Origin of the sequence: Janthinobacterium sp. BJB426 (genome assembly GCF_002735705.1) — a bacterium.
GTDB lineage: Bacteria > Pseudomonadota > Gammaproteobacteria > Burkholderiales > Burkholderiaceae_D > Janthinobacterium.
This window is the reverse complement of record NZ_PDZL01000013.1, coordinates 141,312-168,078: the sequence shown is the minus strand read 5'-3', so window position 1 is coordinate 168,078 and position 26,767 is coordinate 141,312. Positions and strand designations below refer to the sequence as shown.

The window sequence follows — 26,767 nt, the reverse complement described above, 5'->3', positions numbered from 1 at the left end:
ATGAAAGCTGTGTTTGCCGAGATCGATGCCGATGAGCGTAACGTTTTCCATGATGGCCTCCTTCAGAAATGAAAACACCCTATAAGTTTAGTAACTTATAGGGTGGAGGGTGACCATCTCATTAGCCGCCCGGCCATGGCGGCGGGGCGGCTGATGCGCGATGCTAGGTCAGGCTCAGGCGGCGTTCTTGCGGCGCGCCACGAAACCCAGCAAACCCAGGCCCAGCAGCATCATGGCGTAGGTTTCCGGTTCCGGCACGGCAGCCATCACCGAGACATTATCCAGGTAGGAACCATAGGTCGGCGCGGAGACGGGGCCGATCGATTCGAAGCGCAGCAGGCTCGACGAGCCGAGCGCCGTCACGTTCTGGCTGTAAGTTTGCCACACGCCGGTGGTGGTGCCGACCAGGGCCGTTGGCGTCAGCAGGGTCGAACCCCAGTAGACGTTCATCAGGCTGCTCGCGCCGCCTGGCGTATTCGGGCGGCCCGAGTAGGCGAACGACAGTGCATACGTGCCGCCGGCCGTGGTGGCGATCGATTGCGAGACGGAGGTCAGGCGCTCGGCATTGAGTTCCAGGTATTGCGTGCCAGCAGCGGCGACGGGGTTGAAACCGCTCTGGCCGCCTTGCGTGGCGCCCTTCTGGATTTCAAAGGCCGTGTTGCCGCTGACGGACGAGGTCCAGCCCGTTACGGCGCTCAATTGCGCGAACGGCGTGCTGATGGCGTTGCTTTCGAAGCTGCCGTTGATGACCAGTTCGGTCGCGGCATTGGCGGCGCCGGCAGTGATCAGGGAGGTGAGTGCGGCGATCTTGAAGAAGGTGGCAGGCATGTTCATGTAAGGTCCGTTTTCTTATCTAATGATTAATTTAATTTCCTAAATGATATTAAAGAATATCACTAAAACTCACCGGAAGTAGAAGTTTTTCGCTAAAAATTTTGTAATTGTGAAATCATTTGTGTTTAAAATGAAAATAATTTCCGCTGTGAACTAGTTGCGCGCCCTTTCACGGGGGCGCGGCCATGCTTCTGCTTGCATCACAGCATCTTTGTGACATCAGGGGGCGAAAAAAAACCTGCATCGAAAACACAACGGTGCAGGTTTTGACAGGGGGCGCGCACCAGGCGCGCTGCCGGATCAGAATGCCAGGCGGCCCTGCAGGTAGACCATGCGCGGCGCGCCCACCAGCTTGCCCAGATTGCCGTCCGAGGTGCGCGTGAAGTAGCGCTTGTCGGCGAGGTTGTTGACGCCGGCGACCAGTTCCAGGCCGTTCTGGCCCGGTACTTTCCATTTCACTTGCGTGTTCCAGGTACGGAAGCCGGGAATCACGCCCAGGCTGCCTGCCGCGTTTTCCGCCACGGTGTTGGCTTCATCGGCGAACTGGCGGCTCTGGTGGCTGCTCGACAAATCAAAACCCCAGGCGCCCAGCTGGTAGTGGGCGCCGACGGTGTCCGTGGTGCGCGAATAGAAGGGCACGTCATTGCCCGCGTTCACACCATCCTGCAAGGTCGCCTTGGTGTAGGTGTAGGTGGCGTAGGCATTCAAGCCGGCCAGCGGGCCGGATTGGTCGAAGTGGTAATCGATGGCCGATTCCAGGCCCCGGTGGTGCGTGGCGCCCACGTTGTAGAAGACGACGTTTTCGCCGCTGCCGACGGACTGGATCTGGTTGTCGAACTTGATGTTGAACAAGGTCGCTTCGGCCGATAGCTGGCCGCTCTTCCAGCGCGCGCCCAGCTCGGCCGTCTTGGCCAGTTCCGGCTGCAGCGGGTTCTTGCTCGATTGCGCATTGAGCTGCGTATTTTGCACGGCGCCAAACGAGCTGTTGTAGTTGCCGAACAGGGTTACATTATTGTTGAGCAAGTAGGCCACGTTCAGCGAGGGCAGGGCCTTGTTGTTGAGCAACTCGATCTTCTGGTCGGTCGGCAAGTGGTTGAAGCGCACCGTCTTGATGTGTTCGTAGCGCACGCCCGGCGTGATGCGCCACGCGTCGATGGCGATCTTGTCATCGATATACACGGCTTGCGCATCGGTCGAATTGTCGGCGAAGCGCGTCGGTGCCTGCTGCACGCCGCTGGCGATGACGACGTTGTAGATGCTTTCATCGGCCCGTTCGACCAGGTAGCGGTAGCCGACGGTGACGTCCTGCGATACCTTGCCGGTCGTGAAGCGCTGCGTGTAGCGCGGTTCGATGGCTGTCGTTTCATAGTTGCGTGGCTGGCGGCCCAGGCCTGTGCGGCCGGCGTTGATCAGGGTGCTTTCACGCGAGCTCTTGTTGTAATAGGCGCGCACCTCAAATTCCTGCGTGCCGGACAGGGCGTTCAGGTAGCCGATGTCGAAGGCCTTGCGCTCGCCGCTCCAGAAGTCTGTCGGGCGCGTGTTCTGGAACGGGTCCTGCTTGTATTGCGCGGCGGTCAGGCCGCCCGGCGTGCGCGACGTCACGTCGTAGTAGGACAGCTTGGCGTACACCTCGGCCGTCGGGCTCAGGTCGTAGCGGAATTTGAGGGCGAAGTCGTTGACCTTTTCATCGCTGCCCACGCGCCAGTCGCTGCCGCGAATGCCCGAGTACAGCACCGCCAGGCCCAGGCCGCTATCGAGCTGGGTGCCGGCAAAGACGCTGGCCTGCGTGTTGTGGCCCACTTCGCTGTACGAGTTGTAGCGCACGGTGGCGTCGCCCGTGATGCCTGCCGTGGTGGGCACGCGGCGCGTCTTGAAGTTGATGATGCCGCCCACGTTTTGCGGACCGAAGCGCACGGCGCCGCCGCCGCGCACCACGTCGACCGTCTCGACATTGGCCAGGCTGACGGGCGCGAACGACAGTTGCGGCTGGCCATATGGCGCCACCGACATCGGGATGCCATCGAGCAACACCGTGCTGCGCGGCGAATAGCGTCCGGCCAGGCCGCGCACGCCGATATTCAGGGAGATGGCGCTGCCGGCGCTACCCGAGTTGTCGCTGATCTGCACGCCGGGAATGCGGCGCATCACGTCGCTGAGGCTGGTCGCGCCCGAGTTCTCGATGTCGTCCTTTTGCACTACCGTGCGCGCGCCGGCAAAATTTTTCGTGCTGGCGGCCATGCTGGTGCCCAGCAGGTTGCTGCTGACCTGGATGGATTCCAGGATGGGACCTGCGTTATCGGCAGTATTAGCTTGCTGTGCCTGCGCGGCGATGGGTGCGTTCAGGCAGGCGAGGGCGATGGCCAGCGCGCACGGGCGCAGCGAAAAGGGCAGGGTAAAAGGTGTGGCAGCCATGCATGGATCTCCGTAATGACAATGTTTGCGCGGGCAATCGGGCGGCGCGACAACATCGTGGCGTGGACATCCGGCGCAAGGGGATGATAATGATAATGATTCTCATTTTATCCGTCAATTGCGCAAACTGCGTAGGGCCGGCTTTCGCCGAGAGAGAGCGGGGAAGTGTTGCTGGCGCGGTACAGCGGGCGGCTTCGATTGCTGCTAGGCACCGTTGCTCGGGTGCGGCGGCATTGCGCGCGCTTCTTGTATACTCGTGTTTTTGCAGCCGTCAGACGTGAACGTACAATGAGCCAGACAACTGAAACGACACCAGGCAATCCCCCCGTTGAACGCCGCCAGGGCGACAAGCCAGTCACTGCGGCGCGCAAGCTCAACTTGCTGGTGGTCGACGACAACCAGGAAGTGGGCGAATCGCTGGCCATGCTGCTCGAAGCGCTGGGCCACCACGCCGTGGTGGTGCGCAACTGGCAAATGGCCGTCGAGCAAGTCAAGCTGTGCGTGCCCGACGCCGTCTACCTCGACATCGAAATGCCCGGCATCAGCGGCATCGAAATCGGCCGCCGCCTGCACCACCATCCCGAAACGGCAAATGCCGTGCTGATCGCCGTCACCGGCCACAGCCTGCCCATGTATATGGACGACGCGCTGGCCGTGGGCTTCCGCCACTTCCTCGTCAAACCCGTGCGGCTGGAAGACCTGGCGACGACGGTGCAGTCGGTGCTGGCGGGGTAGGTTTTCGCGTCATCAAGCACTGCCTGGCGAGTCTTTGCTCGCCTATTTTGCTTCGGGTTAAGCTGCCCCGCTTGCACGAAAAGGCTTCGTCCCGCAGGTGCCGGGATTATCTCCCTGTGCCGTAAGCAAGCTGGCCAAACTTGGTGTGAAAATACCGAGGATTTTGGAAGTTGACATTCAGGCATATCCAATTGATCATGCGATAGTTTTATTGCTCGCTGGCAGTGTATTCGCACGGCCAGCGCATTCTCTGATGCTGGTCTTTGAAGGGTGGGTATGAAATTTCTGAAGTGGTTGCTGATTGCTGTGGTGGTGCTCATTATTGGCGTGCCATCGCTAATGGCTGCTGGTTATTATGTGCGTAACAAGATGGCTGGACCCGATGGCTGGGCAAAGGACGATGCCCTCAAGGCGTTGAAGGCGAAAATGAAAGACCCCGATTCGACGGTAATCCGCTCCTCGTATCTCGTTCACAAGCGCAAGGATAGCGAAACGATGGAGATCGTCGTGTGCGGTATCGTTGACGGCAAGAATGGCTTTGGGGCATATACCGGCGGCACGCGTTTTGTTTCCGTCAGTGCCGACAATGAAAAGCTGAACACCTTTGACACGTATATTGTCGAGATGGATGAAGCCAGCATGCAGGACAGGGAGGCGTCAAAAAAAGGGATTTCCCTGACCTCGTTCGAAGAAGTGTACTGGAACGGTTATTGTGTCGATGCGCAGCACCCTGCGCTGGCGGCGAAATCGTAAAATCGGGCGACCCTGTGCGGGCTTGCGGGCAGTCTTGGCTGCCTGTCATTGACATGTGCGATGATGCTCGCATGGAATCATCCTGAAAACAAAAAAGGGTTACAAGCCGAAGCATGTAACCCTTTTTATTTACCGCTAATTCTGTGGGGTGGCTGATGGGGCTCGAACCCACGACAACAGGAATCACAATCCTGGACTCTACCAACTGAGCTACAGCCACCACTGTCTTACTTGCCTGTTTAGCTGTTTTGCTGAACAGGTGCCGAATTATACAAAGAACTCGGCAAAGTGGCAAATCTAAATGCAGTCTTTTTTAAAGAATCGAAAGATTGCATGAAAACGGTCGCTTTTGCTCACGCCGCTTACACGGACAGGTGTTCGACAGGCGGCTGCAAGTCCAGCAAGCCGGCGAAGGCTTGCGCCAGGGAGTCGACTTTGGCCGTCGTGTAGCCCTGCAGTCGTGGCACGTCATTGTTGATGCGGCGCAAGCCGACTGCGTCGAGCAGGCGGGCCAGCTGGCGTGCCACGGCTTCGCCGGTGTCAACCAGGGTGATGGGTTCTTGCGTATGCGCGCGTACCGTGCGTTCGATGGCGTCCTGCACGAAGGGGTAGTGGGTGCAGCCGAGCACCAGGGTGTCGACGCCTTGCGCCAGCATGGGGGCGATGTAGCGTTCCAGCATGGCGCTGGTTGCGTCCAGCGGGTCGTTGCCCAGTTCGCACTGTTCGATGCGGTCGGCCAGGCCGATGCAGGGCTGCAAGATGAACGTGGCGCCCGTGGCGGCGCTCACCTGTTCGCGCAGGGCCAGCAGCTTGTCGCCGCGCAAGGCGCGTTCCGTGGCCAGCACTGCGATCTTTCCATTGCGGCTGATGCTTGCCGCCGGTTTCAGGCCCGGTTCGACGCCGACGATGGGCAAGTCGGGATAGCGCGCGCGCAGCGCCTTGATGGCGGCGATGGTGGCCGTGTTGCACGCCACCACCAGTGCCTTCGCGCCTTGCTGCAATAAAAAGGCGGTGATCGCCAGCGAACGGTCGATCACTTGCTGTTCCGTCTTGTCGCCATACGGCGCATGGCCGGAATCGGCAAAGTAAATCAGGTCTTCCTGCGGCAGCTGCGCGCGGATATGGCGCAGCACCGAGAGGCCACCCACGCCGGAGTCAAAAATGCCGATGGGCGCGTCTGGGCGGGCAGTGCTTGCAGTAAAAGTCATAGGGAACCGTTGAAGATAAAAAAACGCCGCGCTGATGTTGCCGCGCGGCGTCCATGGTAGAGCTTGTTTAAGCAACCGTCACGGGAATCTTGCTGACGCTATTGAGTTGCTCGATCTTCGCCTGCCACTCTTTCGGACCCGTGTTGTGCACCGAAGTGCCTTTCGCATCCACGGCCACCGTCACCGGCATGTCGACCACGTCGAATTCGTAGATCGCTTCCATGCCCATGTCGGCAAAGCCCAGCACCTTGGCGTGTTTGATGGCTTTTGACACTAGGTAGGCGGCGCCGCCCACAGCCATCAAATAGGCCGACTGGTGCTTCTGGATCGATTCGATGGCGACCGGTCCCCGTTCGGCCTTGCCGATCATGGCGATCAGGCCCGTTTTTTCCAGCATCATGTCGGTGAATTTATCCATGCGCGTGGCGGTCGTCGGACCGGCCGGGCCGACGGCTTCGTCGCGCACCGGGTCGACCGGGCCGACGTAGTAGATCACGCGGTTCTTGAAATCGACCGGCAATTCTTCGCCCTTGGCCAGCATGTCCTGGATGCGCTTGTGCGCTGCGTCGCGGCCCGTCAGCATCTTGCCGTTCAACAGCAAGGTCTGCCCCGGCGTCCACGAAGCGACTTCTTCTTTCGTCAGGGTATTCAGGTCGACGCGCTTGGATTTTTCCGTGTCCGGCGTCCAGTGCACTTCCGGCCACGACGACAGCGATGGCGGCGTCATGTAGGCAGGGCCCGAGCCGTCGAGCACGAAGTGGCCGTGGCGCGTGGCGGCGCAGTTCGGGATCATGGCGACAGGCTTCGACGCGGCGTGCGTCGGGTGCATCATGATTTTCACGTCGAGCACGGTCGTCAGGCCACCCAGGCCTTGCGCGCCGATGCCCAGCGAGTTGATCTTGTCGCACAGCTCGATACGCAATTCTTCCAGTTTATTCTGCGGGCCGCGTTGTTTCAGCTCAAACATGTCGATGTCTTCCATCAACACTTCCTTGGCCATCAGCATGGCTTTCTCGGCCGTGCCGCCGATGCCGATACCCAGCATGCCAGGTGGGCACCAGCCGGCGCCCATGGTTGGCACGGTTTTCATGACCCAGTCCACCAGCGAATCGGACGGATTCATCATGATCATCTTGGATTTGTTTTCCGAACCGCCACCCTTGGCTGCCACTTTCACGTCGACGGTATTGCCTTCGACCAATTCCATGTGCACCACGGCTGGCGTGTTGTCCTTGGTGTTCTTGCGGTCGAAATGCGGGTCGGCCACGATGGAGGCGCGCAGCTTGTTGTCGTCGAAGTTGTATGCGCGGCGCACGCCTTCGTTGACGGCGTCGGTGACGGTGCCGCTGAAGCCCTCGAAGCGCACGCCCATGCCGATTTTCAGGAAGACGTTGACGATACCCGTGTCCTGGCAGATAGGACGCTTGCCTTCCGCGCACATGCGCGAGTTGGTCAGGATTTGCGCGATCGCATCTTTTGCCGCCGGGCTTTGCTCGGCCGCGTAGGCGCGCGCCAGGTGCTCGATGTAATCAGCAGGGTGGTAGTAGCTAATGTACTGCAACGCTGCGGCGACGGATTCGATCAGGTCTTCTTGCTTTATGACAGTCATGGTGTTCTCGCGGTGGATAAGAAGGGTAAGACTTTGATGCTGTTTGCTGTTACTAATCAGTATAGGAGCGCCAGAACTTAGTGAGGCGCCCTGGCTTGGTTCTGGGTCACCGTCATGATGCGGTCGGTGTACGCAATGGCCATGGCCGAAATGATGAAGACCATGTGGATTACCGTTTGCGCAATGATCACTTCCATCTTGTAGGAATTGGCATTGATAAATGTCTTCAACAGGTGGATGGACGAGATGCCGATGATGGCCATCGCCAGTTTCGTCTTCAGCACGGACGCATTGACGTGCGACAACCATTCCGGCTGGTCTGGGTGGTCATCGAGGTGCATGCGCGAAACGAAGGTTTCGTAGCCGCCAATAATGACCATGATCAGCAGGTTCGAAATCATCACCACGTCGATCAGGCCTAATACCACCAGCATGATGGTCGCTTCGTTCAGCTTGGTCGGCAGGGCGCTGCCCGGCACGGCAACGGCCGTCAGCACGTGCTGCAGGGCTGCATCATTGCCGAACACGGCGCCGATCAGGTCGGATAATTCCACCCAGAAATGAAATACATACACGCATTGTGCGAGGATCAGGCCCAGGTACAGCGGCAACTGCAGCCAGCGCGACATGAAGATGAAGGAGGACAGCGGGTGCAGCTTGGTATGTTTGGATGACGGTGGTAGGTGGTCGATCATGTGGGGTTTCCTGGGGGAGTAAATACCAATTTTTGGTATGCCCGACATTTTACACTTGCTGCTGATTACTGCGCATGGCCTTGCTTCTGATTATCAGGTTTGATGAAACACGAAGTGGTATTGAACCTTCGATGCAGCGTGCATTTTCCCAGTGAAAATACTGTACGGCGTCCCCTTGACTCCTGTTGCCGAAGGCGCTTATGGTTAGCCTTGATAGGGGTAAATCGCTGCATAAACGCGACATGTAAGGCGTCCGTAAGACATGGGGCCTATCGTGTTAGCAAACAATTACTACACTGGAGACAAGCATGAGCGCTACAGAAAACCAAGGGCAGGGCACGGAACAGCAGGGACCAGGAGAGTCGCGCGTATTTGACCCATCGGCAGCGTTTGCCGCACAGGCAACGATTTCCGGCATGGACGCCTACCGCGCCATGGTGGCCGACGCCGAACGCGACTACGAAGGCTTCTGGGCCAAGCTGGCACGTGAAAACCTGAGCTGGAAAAAGCCATTCACCCGCACCTTGAACGAAGACAATGCCCCATTCTACAAATGGTTCGAAGACGGCCAGCTGAACGTGTCCTACAACTGCCTGGATCGCAATATCGAAAATGGCCTGGGCGACAAGACGGCCATCATCTTCGAAGCGGACGACGGCACCGTTACCAAGGCAACATATAAAGAGCTGCACGAAAAAGTCTGCAAGTTCGCCAATGGCCTGAAAGCCAAGGGCATCGCCAAGGGCGACCGCGTGATCATCTATATGTCGATGTCCGTCGAAGGCGTTGCCGCCATGCAAGCCTGCGCGCGCATCGGCGCCACGCACTCCGTCGTGTTCGGCGGCTTCTCGGCGAAATCGCTGCAGGAACGCATCATCGACGCGGGCGCCGTGGCCGTCATCACGGGCGACGAACAATTGCGCGGTGGCAAGAAGCTGCCATTGAAATCCATCGTCGACGAAGCGCTGGCGCTGGGCGGCTGCGACTGCGTGAAAAACGTCATCGTCTACAAACGCACGGGCAGCGACTTGCCGATGGTGGCCGGCCGCGACACATGGCTGCACGACCTGGTCGAAAGCCAGTCGGCGCAATGCGAACCGGAATGGGTTGATGCCGAGCATCCACTGTTCATCTTGTACACCTCCGGTTCGACGGGCACGCCGAAGGGCGTGCAGCACTCGAGCGGCGGCTACCTGCTGTGGGCCGCGCTGACGATGAAGTGGAGTTTCGACATCAAGCCCGACGACGTATTCTGGTGCACGGCCGACATCGGCTGGGTGACGGGCCACAGCTACATCGCGTATGGCCCGATGGCCGTGGGCGCCACGCAAGTGGTGTTCGAAGGTATCCCGACCTACCCGAACGCGGGCCGTTTCTGGGAAACCATCAAGAAGCACAACGTCAGCATCTTCTACACGGCGCCGACGGCCATCCGTTCGCTGATCAAGGCCGCTGACGTGGACCCGAAAGTCCATCCAAGCAACTACGACCTGACCAGCTTGCGCCTGTTGGGCACGGTTGGCGAACCGATCAATCCAGAAGCGTGGATGTGGTACTACAAAAACATCGGCGGCGAGAAATGCCCGATCGTCGACACTTTCTGGCAAACGGAAACGGGCGGCCACATGATCACCCCGTTGCCGGGCGCCACGCCGATGGTGCCAGGTTCCTGCACCCTGCCATTGCCAGGCATCATGGCCGCCATCGTTGACGAAGCGGGCCAGGACGTGCCGAACGGCCAGGGCGGCATCCTTGTGGTGAAGCGTCCATGGCCATCGATGATCCGCACGATCTGGAACAACCCCGAGCGTTTCAAGTCCAGCTATTTCCCGGAAGAACTGGGCGGCAAGATGTACCTGGCAGGCGACGGCGCCATCCGCAACAAGGACACGGGCTACTTCACGATCACGGGCCGCATCGATGACGTCTTGAACGTGTCGGGCCACCGCATGGGCACGATGGAAATCGAATCGGCCCTGGTGGCTAATCCGCTGGTGGCCGAGGCGGCTGTGGTGGGCCGTCCGGACGACACGACCGGGGAATCGATCTGCGCCTTCGTGGTGCTCAAGCAAGCGCGTCCGACCGGCGAGGAAGCCAAGAAGCTGGCGCTGGAGCTGCGCAACTGGGTCGGCAAGGAAATTGGCCCGATCGCGAAACCGAAGGAAATCCGTTTCGGTGACAACCTGCCAAAAACCCGCTCCGGCAAAATCATGCGCCGCCTGCTGCGCGTGCTGGCCAAGGGCGAGACGATCACGCAAGACGTGTCGACCCTGGAAAACCCGGCCATCCTGGATCAGTTGAAGGAAGCGTCGTAATAGAGCTGCCAGCCCCTGCGGAAGGGGAGTGCGCGCCACCGGGGCGCATCCTTCCGCCGGGCCGGGCCAAACTTTTACCCCTGGGTAAATAACTTTGGCAGTCCGTAGAATCTTTGCTATAATCTGCGGCTTCGCGACAAGCGATATGCAGTACACAATGTGAGCAAGCAAGACGCGCGCATTGCCTTCAGGAGAGATGGCTGAGCGGCTGAAGGCGCACGCCTGGAAAGCGTGTATAGGGTAATACTCTATCGGGGGTTCGAATCCCCCTCTCTCCGCCACGGATAGTAATTAAGTAAGATCAGGACGTCTCAGGAAGTCCCTCAAAAACCGCTTAGAGCCTTGATTCTAAGCGGTTTTTTCGTTTTTCGGCGTCTCGAAATGTGCCAAGACGTTTCAGTACGTCTAACTTTTTTGAGGGAAGGCGTCGGGCCGCATTCCCCCATCCTTGACTACCATTCCCGCATAACTGTCCTATAGTGGTTTCAGACGCATTTGCGAAGGAGGCCACCATGGCAAAGCTCATCGTACCGCTGTCCGAACTTCAGGTCAAAAACGCCAAACCAAAGGATAAACCATACAAGCTATCCGACGGCGGCGGCCTGTTCGTAGAAGTCATGCCGAGCGGGTCTCGCATCTGGCGCTGGAAGTTTCGCCAGGCCAACGGCAAGGAGAACGCACTGACGTTTGGTCCTTATCCGGAAATTACGTTGCAGGATGCGCGTGAAAAGCGCTTGGCAGCGCGGCGCCTGGTGCTGCAAGGGATCGACCCGGCCAAGCATCGCGACGACGCCAAACGACTGTTGAAAGAGCGCGCCGCCAACACATTTGAAAAGATTGCCCGCGAGTGGCACGCCAACAAGGTGCCGACCTGGAGCGAGCGCACCGCCAAGAACGTCCTGCAACGGCTGGAGGCAGATATCTTCCCGGCCATCGGCCGCAGGCCCATCGATGAACTCAAGCACCTCGATGTAATCGCTGCACTGCGCAAGATCGAGGAGCGCGGCGCAAGCGAAATCGCCCATCGCCAGAAAGCGGTATGTGCGTCAATTTTCAGCTACGCGATTCAATGCGGATTCACAGAGAGTAATCTGGTCACCGATATGAAGGATGTGTTGAAGACCGTCCGCGCCGGACACTTCGCCGCCATCAATGCCGACGAACTGCCGCAGTTTCTCACCATTCTGGACCGCAACGAAGCACGCATGTTCGCGCCGACCCGCATTGCGCTGCGTCTGATGCTGCTGTGCTTTGTGCGCACCAGCGAGTTGATCGAGACGCCCTGGAGTGAAATCGACCTGGAGCGCGGCGAGTGGATCATTCCATGGCAGCGCATGAAGCGCGGCAAGCTGACCGTCAATCCGGATATGACCAACCATCACGTTTGCCTGTCGCGCCAGGCGCTGGAGCTGCTGCGCGAACTGCACGCGATTACGGGCCGCAGCAAGTACCTGTTCCCGAATCAGCGCGACCACGAAAAACCGATCAGCAATAACACGATACTGGTGGCGCTTGGACGCATGGGATACAAGGGCAAGATGACCGGTCACGGCTTCCGGGCGCTGGCCATGAGCACCATCAAGGAGCGCCTGGGCTACCGGCATGAAGTCGTGGACCGGCAACTTGCACATGCGCCGAAGGACAAGGTGGCCAGCGCCTATGACCGCGCCCAGTTCCTGGCGGAACGGCGCCGGATGATGCAGGATTGGGCCGACTATATCGATGCCGTCAGCGGCAAGGGAGCGCCGCCGCAGACGCCCAGATTAACGCTGGTCAGCGGCGAATTCAGCCGGGATGGCGGAACAGGAGGGCACCATGTCTGAGTATGTATTGCGCCTCACGGATGCGCTTATCAAGCAAGCCGCCCCCAAGGAAAAATTGCATAAACTAGCAATTTGAGCCTTTGTCCGGGCTGCAACGCTACCGGTCAATGCCAGTAACACCAGCCCAGTCCGCGCCGGTCGCAAATCTGTGTACTACGAAAAGCGCACTTGACGAAACGAACCGCTTGCAAACGTCAATATCAGGCATAGAATGAAGCTCTCTTATGTGGGAATCGCTCCCACGAGGGCATGCTTCGAGCATGTCCCTATGCTTAGCGGCATAGGCGTTGCGGTCGTTACCCGCCACCATGATACATAGCAGTTTCTGCTAGATATATCGCCGGGCCATGCAGAAGCATGCACATCTCGGCACGATAAAGCGCTGCCTTCAGCGCCTACATATCCCACAATCCGCAAGACGGATTGCCTGGATGATTGCGCCCGGTGGGCGCTTCTTCAAACAGGAGCAAGACTCCTGCCCCGATTGGTTCGCATACCCCGCGAGGTAGCGCACCCTATGAAGCACAGCATGGCTTTGCCGCAAGCCGCACCGTCAGCAGAAATGCCAGCGATGCGATGCCATCGCGGCCGCCGCCAGCGCATGTGCTTCAGAGCCGCCAGTATCGTCACCGCGAGTGCGATGCTGGCATGTATGCCGTCACATGCCATGGCTACGTGCGCGCGTCGTTACTGGCGGCGTGCTGCCAGTGACGACGCGCCGCCGACGGCATAGGCCCAGGCGGCAAGCACAGAGCGTCCGCGTGACGGTGCTCAGTGACGAGGCCAGATGCCTCTTCATCGCAGGCTAGCCTTGCGATTTCCTTTGCCCGCTACGGGCTGATTAGTAGAAGTTGATCCGTGCACGATGTGCACTCCATGGACCCTGGGTGATTGGTCCCCGCTGCGGCAGCTTCCCCCGGGAGCGCGCAGCGGTGCCACACGCGCATGCGGCGCGGGCAGGCAGTAACAGCAACCGCATACACGGGAGTGGTGTCCCGAGGCCCTTGATTCAACCTTTTCTGCCGAGGCAGTGAGGGTGGCCAGAAACACTTACCAGACAGGATTACACCACGCAACATCGATGTGGAAACCCAAGATCGAAGGGATGACTTTGCCATGCGCGACCTGAACTACCAGCTCAAGCAACTGTGTCACCGCAACCGGGATGGCAGCTTTGCGACGCAGGCCGACCGCGAGCGCCTATTAAACCTGTGCGCCAACGACCTGGCGGAGCGGGGCTTCCAGCATATGAGCGTGGACAGCCTGAAACCAAAGCATGTGGCGGCGCTGCTCGACAAGTGGAAGCAGGATGGCGTCAGTACCGGAACGATCAAGAATCGCATGAGCGCCCTGCGCTGGTGGGCCGAGAAGATCGGCAAGGAGAACATCATTGCGCGCACCAACGGCGAATACGGCATCGCGGAGCGGGTGTTTGTCACCAATGTCTCGAAGGCGAAGGTGCTCGACGCCGACACGCTCGCCCGCGTGAACGATCCTTGTACGCGCATGTCCCTGCAACTGCAGGCGGCGTTTGGTTTGCGGCGCGAGGAAAGCATCAAGATCAAGCCGGGATGGGCCGATGGCGGGAACATCCTGCGGCTGCAGGATAGCTGGACCAAGGGTGGCAAATACCGGGAGGTGCCGATTGCCACCATGCAGCAGCGCGCCGTACTTGATGCGGCCAAGGTGCTGGCGGGCAAAGGCAGCTTGATTCCGGCGCAGTTGCGCTATCGGGACCAGTTGAACCGCTTTCGTGCGCAGTGCGACAAGGCGGGTATCCATGGCGTGCATGGGCTGCGCCATGAGTACGCGCAGCGGCGCTATGCCGAGTTGACTGGCCGACCTAGTCCAGCCAGTGGCGGCGCGACCTCCAGACAGCTGGATGCTTCGCAAAAACTCGCAGATCAAGCTGCGCGGCTGAAGATTTCGACGGAGATGGGACATGGACGTGAGCAGGTCACTTCCATCTATCTGGGCAGATGACCGCCCGCTGGTATGAGGGCTGTAGCGCATGGAATAGACGAGATGCACAAGCGGCAGCCCTGGGGCTGCCGGAATGATCGCGGAGAGTCGGCATGACTCTCCATTGTTTGCTGTTCATCAATCGAAGGAGAATCGTATGACCACGACTAAAAAATTCCTCCGCTTGCCTGCGGTCATCGAGGCTACCGGCTGGTCCCGCGCCACAATCTGGCGCAAGGTGAAGGCGGGTGTGTTACCAGCGCCGATTCCCATCGGCCCCAAGTCCGTCGCCTGGGATGCAGAGGAGATCGCTCAATGGCAACAACGCTGTATTGACGCTAGGCGTGGAATCGCTTGAGTGGGAGTTAATAGTGGCTGAATTAGAAGCGCCCCACCTCGTAAAACGTCACGGGGTGGGCCTACCGGCCCTCCCCGAATCGTCCAACTGCTACCGCTGCGCGGCAGCACCGCGCGTTCGTGGTTCTAATTAGGTATCTACTGAGTATGCTTTTACGGCGTCCAATGCATCAGTCTGTGTCCGAATGGCGGATCTGACCCTGGCGGTGGCTGCTGCGGGCTTGGAGCTTGGCGGCGACGCCATCGAGCGCGGCTTGCTCCGTGCGGGCCGCTTCAAAGCCATTTAAAAGCTCCAGGCGCGTCAAACCAACGACAGCGGGCGACACGGCGTTGAGGATGCCTTCCAGCTCCTGCAGACGGCCTGGCGCATCGGCCGATCCAATGAGCGCTTTGAGTCCGGCGTAAGTCTTTCCCTCGGAATGTGTAAGAGCGAGCGCTTCCTCATCGTTCGCCAGGTCCAGCAAGGTTTGCGCCTCGCCATTGACCGTGGCTTGGTCGGAGGCCAGAGCGGTTCGTTTTCCCGTCAACGCAAGTTGCTTGGCGCCGGTCAGCGTGAGTTGCTGGTCGATGGACTCGTTGAAATGACCCACGAACTCGTTGAATTTCTCCATGCCGAATAGCGTGGCGATCAACTCCGTCCGTTGGCCCGGTGGCTTGGCCGCTATTCGGGAGAACGCGTCGATGCGATTTTTCTCTATGAAGCAGAATCGGAAGGTGTCAATGTTGGCTGCGACGGGCACCTCTCGATTATCGTGGCTGGTCGCTCGAAGAGCTGGCGGATCGAATCGGCGCGCGTGCGTATTGGTCAAGTAGACGCGAGCTTCGATGCGTTTGGTGTCTGCTTCCTCCACTGAGCCCAACAGGGCATATTCCAAGCCTTCGCAGAAGCTGGTTTTGCCACTCCCGTTGGGCCCATAGAATAGGATCACTCTCTTTTGAAGGTCGAACGGTTCGGGCGTTCGGAAGCCTCGGAACGGGCCGAGCGTCAAGCTCCGCAATCGGCGCCACGGCCATGCGCCATCGGCTACCGCTTGTTGGATGTCCGGTGGCCCGTCGGGTGTCTGCGCCCACGATTTGCGCGCGTAGTCGACCAAATAGAGGGAGCGCTGACTGCGTTGGCGCTATGTCTGCGCCAGGCCATCAAACTGGCTGAGCGCAAGGTTGGCCAAGCGGCGAACGTCTTGCGGGGCTTGTGTTTCTGGCCGATGGAGCCATGCCACGAACTGCTCGAAATCTCGCTTCAAAGACGCCATGCTGCTCCTTAGTGTGTTCATTGCCTGCGATAGCATCGCGAGCGTGTCACGCGAGGCATGAAGTTTAAATTTATTTTTAAACAATAGTAGTTTATAGTCGTGCTTTTGCGCAACAATTATTGAGCGCCGCACATTGGCTACCAAGAAGCAAGCTGCCTTGGGCGGGGCCAAAGCACGAATGGACGACGATGACCGATGCATGGCCTTCGTTGGAGCGCCGGAGGGCGCGGATTGCTGCAAGTTTCTGCACGAGCTGCTCAGCCATGCGTTGAGTCAGTCGTAGTGATGTTCAATCCAGAAAGGGGCAAAATGATACGGTGCGCAATTGTCGAACAGAAGGACTTTGAACCAAAAGGTCGTCCGAGGAAAACAAGCGACGAAATGAATGCGCGCTTTTCCTTTGAAGGAAGCGCTCAATTTGGTCCGGCGCTCACGCAGGCCGTTCGCCACTTATTCGGGAAAGAGGCGCATGATTCGGCGGAGAACGTGGTCAACTTGTTGGTCATACGCGCGCACGGAGAGGAGAGGACAGGAACCGAGTTAATCGCTGGAAATGGCGAAAGGATCAGCCTAGACTTATTCAGAGACCATTTCAAAACACTTCCGGAAAATCTTGTGATTTATTTGGATGTTTGCTGGGGGGCTTTCCCGGCGGCGGCATCAATGGTTGGCGGCATCGTCAGCAAAGGCCAAACGGGAGTCCCGATTGTGGTCGGCCCATTGGTCGCAGTTCGTGTCGACCACTCCGAAAAAATTCTAGCCGAGCTTCGAAGGACATTGGAAAATGGCGTCTCGTTGATTGCTATTCGTGCCCTTGCCCATACTTACAATGACAATCAACGCTACCGGGATTGTTATGGCGTGGATTTCATCATTGGCATCCATCAGCCAGATGGAACGTTTTATCCTCCGGACGCTATGAACCAGTTGGCTGCTCCTGTCCAGGCCAAGGAGTTTTTCGTTATTGAGTCCTTTCGCTCGCACAACGGATTGGCGAACGTCCACTGCGTTTTGCGAAGCCAAAAAAACCAAATTGAATATATCACCTCAACAGCTTGCTTGCTCATTCCCGGCGAGCTCAATATCAGTTTGAGTGAGTTCGACACTATCCCCTATATGCAACGTGTGGTTGGCAGCAAATATCAAATTGTTGATGAATCGCCGGAGAGGATGGGATATCGGGTGATAGTTCTCAACAATCCAAAATTTGAAAAGCCTCGTAATCAGGATGGAACGGTTGCGTTTAGGTCGCCTGCCGTCAACGTGGCTGCAGCCGACACGGAAACGTAGTTTCGAGGGCTGTTTCACCATCGCGGCGACTTTGGACACGCCTCCGATGTGATGAGCGTCCTTCACAAATTTTGTTGAACACCATGAGCAGCCATGACGATTGACTCTGCTCGCTCTGCCTGCCGTGATCTGCTCTAGTGATAGTCTCTTGCTGGCTGCGTAGTTCTTGCAAGACCTTTGCCAGCATCGCCGTGGCATGCCGAAAGCAATCGCTGACCTCAATCCAGCTAGATTTTGTTCAGGGGCCACCCGGCGATATTTCGTGAACGCATATTTTAAATTTGCCGAATGCTGGATTGTTTCATTGGGCGGCCTACGTCGTTGGGCCGTCCGCTTCATACAACGCTTTTTATTAAGGAATTCGATGACCTTCACCGACAAACTCTTCGATGCATTGGGCGCCTGGCAAAAAGGCTGGCGCGATGACAGGGTCCTGCGCTCAACGCTCGCAGCGAACCTTCAGTCATGCGCGGCGCAACTGCCCATGGAGTTCAGGTCGGTTGCTGAGGTCTGCTATCGGAAGCGATTCCTCCACAAGGGCGAGCTGGCCGAGATTATCTTGGCGGATAGCAAGGGTGAAGGTTTGGTAAGCTGGACGACAAAACGTCAGTTTGCTGAGCGCTTCAACGGAAAGTTCATGCCGGGGGCTGTCTCGGGCGCGATTTTTCGACATCGTCCGGAACCATCCGAGGTTGTATTGAACGTGTCTGCCCTTTGGGAGTGTGAGGCTTTTCGGATTGCCGCCGAGTCCTACCGCGATCGGTCTGGTGAGCATGCCTACGCCCTTTTCAACTTTACAGATGGGCAAGGGGAGGTGATGCTTGAAGCGCCGTTGCGAGGCTCGGAAATCGTTGCGCTCACTGGAGCGTCAAGCCCGTTCGATGAATTATGTGAGCAGGCTGGCATCCCGGAGTCGCAACGCGATGAACTATTCAAGAAAATGGTGAAGCAAGGGACCTACTTTGAGGAAGCTCGATATATTGATGAAGATGGCGCGCAGCGTGCTATTTACAATACATTGGTTTCGCTCCACAAAAGAATCAAGGAAGAGAAAGCAAAAAGGCTCTCAGAGAAGGCTATCTAGCAGGGCCTGCGCAATAATCGAGCCTCTTGTCTGGAACGTCCGGGCCTATGCGAACGGCGGCCTTTGCGTAGAGACTATTTTTTTACCAACTCTCATTTTAAAGTCGCCTTAATCAAACTTTTGGCTTAGGAAATTTCAAGAGCCGATTGGAGGACGCGATCGTTAGTGTTCTTGTTGCTCGTGAGATCGCCACGTAGAAAAGCTTTGCTTGGGCGGTGTCCTCGTTCGCAAAATGTGCTGCGTTCGGGATTACAACATGATCAAATTCCAGCCCTTTCAGCAGGAGTGGCGTGGAGACTGTTCGAGTTGGCAAGCGCCTGCCTGAATTGGTCATTCGTTGTCGAATATTGGCGGCGGCCTCGGCCATGGTTTCGCAGCGACTAGATTCCAGTTCGGCGATCGCTCGCTCTGTATCTCGCCAGATTTCACCGCGGAAGATTCTCCAGAGTGAACGCTTGCGCGCCAATCCGAACAACTTCCTCAGCGATACCGCTCCAGTTCCATCGCCGAGCGTTTTGGCGATGGCGTTCATCTCTGCGGCGACGGCTTCGTCTTCGAGATCGGGCGCATCTCCTTCCTTGGCTTGTTTTTTGTGGACGCATTCGTTGATCAAACTTTTGACTGCGGCCAGTCGTCCGGCGTTGTCTGGCGACGAATCCCAAGCCTCGGCGAAGCTTTGCAGCCTACCGGCCGCCATTTCTTCGATGGCTTGGAAGCCACCACTGGTCGCTCTAGCCAATTGGTAGCAGGTCCCTTTCCTGCAATGGATGGCGGCCTGCGTGCCGTCCCTGGCGTCGATGCCATCGAAGAACAGGCCCATGTCAAAGACATCGTCCGTTTGCCGGAATGTGATGGGGCCATCGGCCAGATCGATGGGCTCGCCCGCCATGAGCTTTTCACGAGTCTCCGCGATCCAAATGCCCAACTCAGGATTCTTTTCGTTCCAGCGGTGCGGAGTTTCCAAACTTCCGGCAAAGGGAAAGCTCCCATGGATTTGGCCTTCCCAGCTCAGCGTGGCGCCGGCAAACTCGAAAATCCCCTGCATCGGATCGCCAAAGATGAGCGTAGGGACGATGTCCGATAAGGCGACGGCGAGCTCATGCTGCAACAAATTGCAGTCTTGATACTCGTCGATCAGGATCTTGTCGTATGAGGAGGCAACGACGTCCCGCACCGCTTGCACCATGAGCGCCAAAATGGTCCCGCGATAAAGCTGATCCCATTCGCCTCCATTCTTTGGCATGCCTTCCGGTGGCTTTGCCACTCCAGGAAAGGCGTTGGCATACCGCATGCACCAGCCAGCGATGGTGTCGACCGCCATCGCATGATGGGAGATGCCCAGCCGCTTTAGGCGGCTGCGTATGGCATGCACGCCCGCATGGGTGTGCGTCAGGATCAAGGCGCGCCGGCCCAACGCCGCGACCTTGGCGATGATTTCTGTTTTTCCATGCCCGGCCGGCGCCACGACAGCGCCGATCTTCATGGCTGCCAGTTCGACCGGCTCAGGCATACAGCCAAGCCTCGACGGCCGCCAACGTCTTTGCGAGAGGAGACTCGGGATTGGCGACGGCGATGCCCCAAGCATGCGGAGCCAGTCCCCGGCCAATGCGTTGATCCTTGAACCATTTCTTGCGCGACGTGACCTCGGCGATGATCTCGCGCAGCTCCTGGCCTGACTTTCCGAATGTATCTTCCCACTCGCCAAAATCGATGCCGGCGTTGGTGCGGTCAAGGCCCGGGATCTTCGCAGCCAAGTTGTCGTTGACTGTATCGTCTCCTCGCTGCAGCCTGGCGTAGCCTAGCAAAGCCTGCACTGCGTCATCGTTGGCCACGCTGAATATGGCTTGCTCCGTGTTGAGCATGTCCCCATATTCAAATACTGGCACATCGGCATTCTCCAAGTCCGCGATGTTGTCGGCATTTAGAGCGACGTCGGAGTCGCGGAAGAGCGCGGTGGGATAGCCAAGGTTCGCCAACGCCAACGCGAGCGCGCAGGCTTGATTTCCATTGCCATCGGTGATTGCGGCGCCGAGCTGCTCGATCGGCTTGTTCTTATGGCGCGGCGGCCATTTCTCACGGATGCCCGTCATCATGCCCACCTCGGTCATGCCCTCGGTAACGAGAATGCGCCGTGCGAACATCGCGCGCGGCGTGTGGCGGAGCAGGGCATTGATCGGATCGGGCGTTCCAGGTGAAAGTAGAATGGTTTGGCGACCAGGGCGGGACATGTTGACTACATAAAGTCCAGAGCCGCCGGTTTCGCCCAACGCGATGTCGGAGTGGGTTGTCATCAGGACTTGGCCAATTGGATCTCCGAACACCATGGCGCTATCCTGATCTGACTTGAGTTGAGATATGGCGCCGATGATCCGGTGGGGCTCGAGGCCGTGCTCGATCTCGTCGATGAGGATGATCCCGCCTTCGGTAATGGCTGACCGTTGGATGCCCAAGGTCGCCAAGCGGCGCGTGCCCAACCCTGCCAAGCGCAACGGAACACCGTCATCGTGCAACGCGATCGATCCCGATGAGAGGCCCGAGCGTCCCAGCTCCAAACCGGGCTGGTATGCTCCATCGACATAGGCGCCCAACGCTTTGGCGTGGCGCTCGGCGGCGGCGGCTGTGTCGGCCAGCGATTTGATCTGGTCGAGTTGCGCGCTGTCGCGAGCCGCCCGATATGCCTCGGACAGTCGCGCCGCCGCTTCGCTGTTGTCGCCGGTGAGACGCGAAAGCACGGACCCTTGTCCCCATGCCAAATGGCGGGCGTCGTCGCCTGCGAGCCGCACCAAACCGAAAAGAGCGCGGTCGCGATTGGAAATCGTCCGGGGCGTCTCCATACGGTCGCAAACCATCTCCCATACAGGCTCAAGCGTGGCGTCGACAGTGAGCCGGACGGTGAGCACGGCCTCGTCACCGTCTTCCGGTTCGTCGCGCAGCGCTCCTTCTTCTGTCCAGCCGCGAATATATAGACCGAAGCGCTCATCGGATTTGAGTGCCTTCGACAGTTCGCCGACCGTCACTTCAATTTCGATAGTGTTGCTTGTATCGCACGCGAAAAAGTCAGATTCCGAAAATGAGAACCATCTGGAGTTCAGTGCTGCCTCGGCCGCGTCCAAGATCGTGGATTTGCCAGAGTCGCCTGCGCCAATGAGGCAGCAAAAGGGATCGCGCGGAGTCCAGAGCATGCGGGATACGCCGCGAAAATTATTGATTTTGAGATGCCTGATCTGCATGGCTGCTTTCAATGGATTTCGTCGATGTTTCTTTATAAACAATAGTAGTTTATATTGATGACAATCGGCAAGGACTGTTGAAAATGCCTAGAATTTTTAGAGTCCATCGGTGCGCTCCAGGTCGACGGAATTGTGGAGTTGGCATTTGGAGAATCGCGATGGGAAGGAATGACCATATGAACGATGACGACGAGGCTGGCAATCTTCATCCCGAGGCCTATAAGCGCGCCTACACCGGCCAACAGTGTGAGATCGTAAGTGTTGGCAAGCGGCGCGATGGCGGAACACGATACTGGTGTGTCGAACATCATGCCAACGCCACCGCAAAATACGGCAAGCCAGCGGAGAAATGTGTCGCGGCGGACGATGAACCGATCAGCAAAGAGGACACGCTTGATTTGAATCTGAGCGAGTTTCCCGGGGGCGTGGCCTTGTGGGGCTCAGTGCCGTCGGTGTTCGACACGACCGTGAAGCCAGTCGACCGTGGCATCCACGTGCATGCTCGATATGATCTCGATGGCGAGAAAATGATTGACTGGACTTATCGAAAGCTGAGGATACCGTTGGCGAGGGATTTGATATCGGGAAGCTGGACGGAGGTCGACGAGATCGATGCGATTAATTTTATGGTGTCGGGGGTATTCGGATTCAAGACGATTCCCGTGGAGTGTGGGCATTGTGGATTTGCGCACTTGGATCGCGATTGGTTCGCGGTGCACTATCATCAGCGCCATCAATGCCACGGTTGCGGAAAGCAGTTTTCGGACAAGGTTCCCGGGGTTGGAAACCCGGTGGCCTATTTGAAGATGATGATCGAGAAGGGGCCTTCCGTTCAGATTCCGGCGCCGCGAGAAATTCAGATAGATCAGCGCGATTTCCCCGGAGGCATTCAAATATGGGGCTCGAATGCCGCCATCCTTTGGACCTCCGACAAGCCGGAGGAGACCGGCGTTCATCTCCATTGCTTCAAGTCGCTCGACGCCGCCGTCCCGCAGATCGACAATACTTATTCCAAAGTGACGATCGATGGCAGGGAACTCAACGCCGAGCATGTTCGGACATACATGGCGCAGAGCGCGATGCCGCACCTGGACGGGAGGATTATATCAATCTGCTGTCCGGCATGTTCGATGGAACATTTCGATTCTGGGGCAGACGCCTATACTCCCCACGTCGAACATGTTTGCCACGGATGCGGCGCCATGTTCAAAACAAAGGGACAGCTGAAAAAAACCATCTGCAACCCGTTTGTCGCGCTGAGAGCCCAATTGGCTTCAAACTCGCCGAACCCCCTGCGCAATGACTCGCTAGGTTTGCGACCTGAGACAATCTAGGCCGGCAAACTCGTTAAAATGATCGGACGGCAATGGCGGAAGGTATCCGCCATGGGCGATCATCTTTGTGTAAGCGGCCATTGCCTCGTCCGACCTCAGAACGGCCGCCTTAACCGTCATCTGCAACAGCCCAATAGAGCCCATCACCTTGGCGGAGTCGAGCCGCTTCTTGGCGCAGTTCCGCGCGGCCCTATCGTCGCATGCGAAGTGGCAAGGAATGGCCTCTGCCGCCAAGATGCACTCTGTCTCTCCATCGCCCAAGTTCAATTCCGCCTTTGCTTTGGTGAAATCCGACATGGAGATCATTTCGCCATCCAAGAGATCTAAGAAGCCGGCCTTGATGGCGCCCTTTACAACCGATGCGATCGTCTTCGATTCGTCGACGACCATGCCGCTGATCAAAAAACGCGTCCCAGGCAAATGGAAGACGCGCAACAGCACTTCGCCGTTGACGAGGTTGATCAGCGTTGAGGCGTCGATGATTATTATCACGCCAAGTAGCCTCTGCTCGGGGAGGAAAAGCTTTCGTGGGCGGCGAATAGGACAGTGGCGGGCATGTTGAGCAACTCTGCGGCTTTGCCCATCGACATCGAACCGGATCTAATTTTTTTCACGGCATGCCGAAGCAAAACGGGAGACGGATCGATTCGAAGTTGATCCCTCGGCGGCAGCTCCAAAGCATCTGCCCGCTTTTCGGGGTTTCCAAATTCAGCGGTGAGTTTCTGATAGAGCGCTCTGGCTCCGTTTCGTGGGAGCAAGCCGAGTTGCTCGCATCGCCTAGCGGTGACTTCGAAGCCGAGATTGTAGAACCTGGCCAACCAAAGAATTTCGATGTCTCCTAGCGGGCCGGTGCTTTGTAGTTCGGACCTGACTGCGCTTAGGAAGCGTATGACTCCCTCCTTGGGAAGAAGCAGCGAGGAGGCGAAAGCGTCAGCGAATTTCTCCTCCTCCCTGCCCGACACACCCTCGATGGTGTTGCCATCGACCTCGGAGTCGAAAAGAGCGAAATTCTCGCCGGCCCGCGAATGATGAGCGACGAGATGGCCGAGCTCGTGACCAAGCGTGAACAGCATTCGGGGAGCAAAAGTTCTTGCGCCAATGAAAATGAACGCTCGGTTGTCAACGATGGCGGAGACGCCCTCGATGGTGGAGTCGCGACAAAAAAGAATGAAAATGCCAAGTTCAGCTGCGATCTGCGAGAGGTTCTGCAGCGGTTCGAGAGCGTCGGCCCGCGAGAAGAGCTTCCTAAAAACGGTGGCGAAGCTTTCCGCTGATGAGGTTCTGGGGTCCATTCCCCGAAACGCGTCCAACCAGCGCAAATCAGTGGGCAGGTCCGATGCGAAAGCCAGCACGTCCCTGATTTGAGCCGAAAGCAGCTCAACGGATGTCTGCTTGGCGACGTCCTGTTGCGCGAGGGTCTGCCGAAAAAGCATTTTGATGGGCTCTGGGGGAGCTTGCTCAGTGAACGCCGACAGGGGAACGCGGAGCACCTTTGCGATCAGCCTCATTTCTCCGAGCGTGGCCTGGGCGCCAGAGTCGACCTGCCGCAGCCGCTCGGACGACAGGCCGGATTTTTTGGCAGCAGCATCCCAAGTCATGCGACGGCTCGATAGATGCTCTGCGATGCTAATCACGATCGCGCCTCCCGTTTGAGATCGTCGAGGGCGGACCTGATGCGGTAGGCTTGGTCATCTGAAAGCTTTCTGAATCGCCCGATGATTTGTCGGATTGTGGTGGCCTCGGGCTTGTCAAAGACATTCGACAGTATTGAGACCGATCGCTCGCGGCCAAGTTCAATCTCTCGCGGAGTCTCCAATGCCACCGGATTTTTCCCGACCAAGTAATTTCTGATCCGCTTGTCAAAATTCCCGTGGCTATCGCGCGGGTCATGCAACCCTTCGGCGGTAACGATGATGTTGCCATGCCTCTGGCCGGACTCATCGAAGGTCAGGCGGTTCTCAGGAAACGCATCAAAGGCCGCGATCTGGTCTTCGAGCTTGCTGTCAATTTCAAGACCGCCAATGACATACTGATTGACACGCTTTCCCATGCTGCCGCTGATGACAAAGATATGGTCGCCCAGTTTCACCAATCGGCGCAGGTCAGGTCGGCAAGTCCCCATGGTGGGCCTGGCGCCGGCGCGCAAAATCGGGTCCGCCAGTGGCCGCCCCATGCCCGGATCAGAACCTGGCGAAATGAAAATGTAGCTGGACATGGCATCTCTCACTTTAACGAATAAGTGCTGTTATTTTGAACAGTATTCAAAATATTGCAAGCAAGCCGTCGAGAAAGTTGTCTATTGGCTACATGGGCATATTTAGCTTGGGATATTTCTCACCTAGTTGCCGGGAAACGGAGCAGCGCCGTCAGGTCAACATCCGGGTGGAGTGAACACTTGGATTTGTCCGATAGTCGCCTGAATGAGATTAATGCCGTACTCGCAGATGCCATTTGGGATACGGGGAAACGCGCTTGAAGTTCCAGAATGGTGACCGCCAATGTCGAGGTGTCGCGAAACCATTTGGGACCAGAAGGCCACTCAATATCGACAAGAAGGTGCCTTGGTCCGTTATGCTGCCCGACATTGGCATCCTTAAAGCTTCAGTTTGCGTACTTAGCGTGAACAAGTTTCGGTTCTAGCCAGGCGGCCAATATTTCGACTGCACATATGGCTTCTTCCAGCGACTGCCGGGTTATGTGCAGTGATGGGTTTATCAAATAGCCTCTATTCCAATCATCGTTGGACGGAAGCAACCATCTTAGCTCTTCCGGATTGATGAACAAGGGCCTCGGATATTTGTCCAACGTATTTTGGTCGTGCTGAATCGAAAGTGTCCCTATCATTTCTGGATGTTGCTCGCGATTGCGGGCAAATATCATCTGCTCAATGATTCCAGCGTCGGCGGGACATTCAACCCAGTTGAGATGGACCCCGTGTATCGAAAGGACACGACGAAATCGATCCAAGGGGCTCTCTCCCTTTTTGCCTTTGTCTTGGATGCCTAACTGCGCACTCCACGTGTTGAGGTACAGTTTAAAGGTATTGGACAGTAACGAAATGCAGGTCCGGCCGACGACCTGTATCGCTGTCTCTGCTTCAGACCATTTTGCCAAAAATGCTGGTTCCCCATCCTCACTATAAGGCGGAATAAAAGGATCTTCTTGAGCTCGTATTTTTCCCTGCTCTCAAATGGCGCGATTGCGACGTTGTGAAAGTTGCGAATGAACTTCGTATGGTCTTGCAGAAAGTACAGTACATCCATAGACACCTCCGCTTCAAGTGAGAGATGCATACCGATTGTGGAAAAGGCATCGGTTCAGAAATCGCCACATTCATACCAGCGCGAAATCAACGATGCCAATAGGGACAGTTAAGCTATCCTAGCAAGAATCATCGTCTACGTGGGTATTTGTGGCCGCTTGTGACACGGATCAGTGGCATGAGCAGGAGTCGGCGGCTTGCGGTATGAAGCAGGGACTAGAGTCGAGGCTTGAGTAGAAATTGGTGGCTCACGCAGGACTCGGTGCTAGCCGCATTGATATAGGAGCTAGTGGCCGTACTGGAGCAAGAATCGGTGGCCGTTCTGATGAGAATACGCACCGAACTGGCGAGCAAGAGCCCGCTTGAGGGACCACCGAGGAACATTTTGTGTCCCGCGAGAGATCGTCATAGAGCATTCCATTCCGGCGAGCACGATTTGCTGTACAGGCAGGACAACTAGTAGTGAGGAGTGCCATCCATTGTCTTTACTCTGGTTTTGGCCGAAGGGGCATGGTTGGGGGCATTCCGAAGTTCTGGACGATTGAGACGCGGTATTGGTGGGGCCTTTCCCGGATGATAGGAATCCCCCTCTCCCATTTTTGAGCAGCACT

At 57.5% G+C, this 26,767-nt stretch carries 20 protein-coding genes and 2 tRNA genes; 10 read left to right on the top strand and 12 right to left on the bottom strand.

Going from position 1 to position 26,767, the window contains the following annotated elements; all coding sequences use genetic code 11:
- Positions 1-174: 174 nt before the first annotated feature.
- Both CSQ93_RS20070 and CSQ93_RS20065 read right to left on the bottom strand, forming a co-directional pair.
- A complete protein-coding gene (locus tag CSQ93_RS20070; protein WP_099379544.1) occupies positions 175-834 on the bottom strand; it encodes an FxDxF family PEP-CTERM protein in 660 nt (219 codons plus the stop codon).
- A 300-nt stretch (positions 835-1,134) separates the two neighbouring features.
- The gene (locus CSQ93_RS20065) at positions 1,135-3,246 is read right to left on the bottom strand and encodes a TonB-dependent receptor family protein (RefSeq protein WP_099379543.1); all 2,112 of its coding nucleotides are present in this window, start codon (positions 3,244-3,246) and stop codon (positions 1,135-1,137) included.
- Between the two features lie 288 nt (positions 3,247-3,534).
- Here CSQ93_RS20065 and CSQ93_RS20060 point away from each other — a divergent pair, with 288 nt between their 5' ends.
- Together CSQ93_RS20060 and CSQ93_RS20055 are read left to right on the top strand one after the other, a co-directional pair.
- Complete coding sequence (locus CSQ93_RS20060) at positions 3,535-3,981, top strand: response regulator (protein WP_099379542.1); 447 nt, start codon at positions 3,535-3,537, stop codon at positions 3,979-3,981.
- A 276-nt stretch (positions 3,982-4,257) separates the two neighbouring features.
- A complete protein-coding gene (locus CSQ93_RS20055) occupies positions 4,258-4,734 on the top strand; it encodes a hypothetical protein (protein ID WP_099379541.1) in 477 nt (158 codons plus the stop codon).
- Positions 4,735-4,878: 144 nt separating this feature from the next.
- Here the strand turns inward: CSQ93_RS20055 and CSQ93_RS20050 are convergent.
- From CSQ93_RS20050 to CSQ93_RS20035, 4 genes are all read right to left on the bottom strand, one after another.
- Positions 4,879-4,954 (bottom strand) — tRNA-His (locus CSQ93_RS20050).
- 142 nt (positions 4,955-5,096) lie between these two features.
- Positions 5,097-5,942 carry a glutamate racemase gene (gene murI / locus CSQ93_RS20045; RefSeq protein ID WP_099379540.1) on the bottom strand — a complete coding sequence of 282 codons (846 nt, stop codon included), beginning with the start codon at positions 5,940-5,942 and terminating at the stop codon, positions 5,097-5,099.
- Between the two features lie 67 nt (positions 5,943-6,009).
- Positions 6,010-7,551 carry a fumarate hydratase gene (locus tag CSQ93_RS20040; protein WP_086144995.1) on the bottom strand — a complete coding sequence of 514 codons (1,542 nt, stop codon included), beginning with the start codon at positions 7,549-7,551 and terminating at the stop codon, positions 6,010-6,012.
- Between the two features lie 77 nt (positions 7,552-7,628).
- Complete coding sequence (locus CSQ93_RS20035) at positions 7,629-8,246, bottom strand: YqhA family protein (protein WP_035825234.1); 618 nt, start codon at positions 8,244-8,246, stop codon at positions 7,629-7,631.
- Positions 8,247-8,554: 308 nt separating this feature from the next.
- On the opposite strand from CSQ93_RS20035, the gene acs reads away from it, so the two are divergent.
- From acs to CSQ93_RS20010, 5 genes are all read left to right on the top strand, one after another.
- Entirely contained in the window at positions 8,555-10,561 is a 2,007-nt protein-coding gene (gene acs / locus CSQ93_RS20030; protein ID WP_099379539.1) for an acetate--CoA ligase, read from the top strand.
- Positions 10,562-10,751: 190 nt separating this feature from the next.
- Positions 10,752-10,842, top strand: a tRNA-Ser gene (locus CSQ93_RS20025).
- Between the two features lie 231 nt (positions 10,843-11,073).
- Positions 11,074-12,384, top strand: coding sequence for a tyrosine-type recombinase/integrase (locus tag CSQ93_RS20020; RefSeq protein ID WP_099379538.1), 1,311 nt, complete (start codon positions 11,074-11,076; stop codon positions 12,382-12,384).
- 1,116 nt (positions 12,385-13,500) lie between these two features.
- Positions 13,501-14,367 carry a phage integrase N-terminal domain-containing protein gene (locus tag CSQ93_RS20015; RefSeq protein WP_099379537.1) on the top strand — a complete coding sequence of 289 codons (867 nt, stop codon included), beginning with the start codon at positions 13,501-13,503 and terminating at the stop codon, positions 14,365-14,367.
- 136 nt (positions 14,368-14,503) lie between these two features.
- Positions 14,504-14,704, top strand: coding sequence for a helix-turn-helix transcriptional regulator (locus CSQ93_RS20010; RefSeq protein WP_099379536.1), 201 nt, complete (start codon positions 14,504-14,506; stop codon positions 14,702-14,704).
- A gap of 169 nt (positions 14,705-14,873) precedes the next feature.
- Here the strand turns inward: CSQ93_RS20010 and CSQ93_RS20005 are convergent, their stop codons facing one another.
- On the bottom strand, positions 14,874-15,692 hold the full coding sequence (locus CSQ93_RS20005) for an AAA family ATPase (RefSeq protein WP_233516271.1): 819 nt from the start codon (positions 15,690-15,692) through the stop codon (positions 14,874-14,876).
- Between the two features lie 549 nt (positions 15,693-16,241).
- Between CSQ93_RS20005 and CSQ93_RS20000 the strand changes: the two genes are divergently transcribed.
- Positions 16,242-17,246, top strand: a complete 1,005-nt coding sequence (locus tag CSQ93_RS20000) for a hypothetical protein (protein ID WP_099379535.1) — start codon at positions 16,242-16,244, stop codon at positions 17,244-17,246.
- Positions 17,247-17,610: 364 nt separating this feature from the next.
- Positions 17,611-18,330 carry a hypothetical protein gene (locus CSQ93_RS19995; RefSeq protein ID WP_099379534.1) on the top strand — a complete coding sequence of 240 codons (720 nt, stop codon included), beginning with the start codon at positions 17,611-17,613 and terminating at the stop codon, positions 18,328-18,330.
- Positions 18,331-18,442: 112 nt separating this feature from the next.
- Here the strand turns inward: CSQ93_RS19995 and CSQ93_RS19990 are convergent, their stop codons facing one another.
- Positions 18,443-19,840 carry a UvrD-helicase domain-containing protein gene (locus CSQ93_RS19990; RefSeq protein ID WP_070291178.1) on the bottom strand — a complete coding sequence of 466 codons (1,398 nt, stop codon included), beginning with the start codon at positions 19,838-19,840 and terminating at the stop codon, positions 18,443-18,445.
- Positions 19,833-21,560, bottom strand: a complete 1,728-nt coding sequence (locus tag CSQ93_RS19985) for an ATP-dependent nuclease (protein WP_099379533.1) — start codon at positions 21,558-21,560, stop codon at positions 19,833-19,835. Before CSQ93_RS19985 ends, CSQ93_RS19990 begins: the two co-directional genes overlap by 8 nt.
- Positions 21,561-21,736: 176 nt before the next feature.
- Between CSQ93_RS19985 and CSQ93_RS19980 the strand changes: the two genes are divergently transcribed.
- A complete protein-coding gene (locus CSQ93_RS19980) occupies positions 21,737-22,894 on the top strand; it encodes a hypothetical protein (protein ID WP_233516270.1) in 1,158 nt (385 codons plus the stop codon).
- On the opposite strand, the gene CSQ93_RS19975 is transcribed toward CSQ93_RS19980, so the two are convergent.
- The 3 genes from CSQ93_RS19975 to CSQ93_RS19965 are packed head-to-tail and all read right to left on the bottom strand — an operon-like array spanning position 22,868 to position 25,109.
- Positions 22,868-23,386 carry a hypothetical protein gene (locus CSQ93_RS19975; protein ID WP_099379532.1) on the bottom strand — a complete coding sequence of 173 codons (519 nt, stop codon included), beginning with the start codon at positions 23,384-23,386 and terminating at the stop codon, positions 22,868-22,870. The two genes, CSQ93_RS19980 and CSQ93_RS19975, sit on opposite strands and share 27 nt — an antisense overlap.
- Positions 23,383-24,528, bottom strand: coding sequence for an ImmA/IrrE family metallo-endopeptidase (locus CSQ93_RS19970; protein ID WP_099379531.1), 1,146 nt, complete (start codon positions 24,526-24,528; stop codon positions 23,383-23,385). Before CSQ93_RS19970 ends, CSQ93_RS19975 begins: the two co-directional genes overlap by 4 nt.
- On the bottom strand, positions 24,525-25,109 hold the full coding sequence (locus CSQ93_RS19965; protein WP_070291182.1) for a hypothetical protein: 585 nt from the start codon (positions 25,107-25,109) through the stop codon (positions 24,525-24,527). The genes CSQ93_RS19970 and CSQ93_RS19965 overlap by 4 nt, the downstream gene beginning before the upstream one ends.
- Between the last annotated feature and the right edge of the window lie 1,658 nt (positions 25,110-26,767).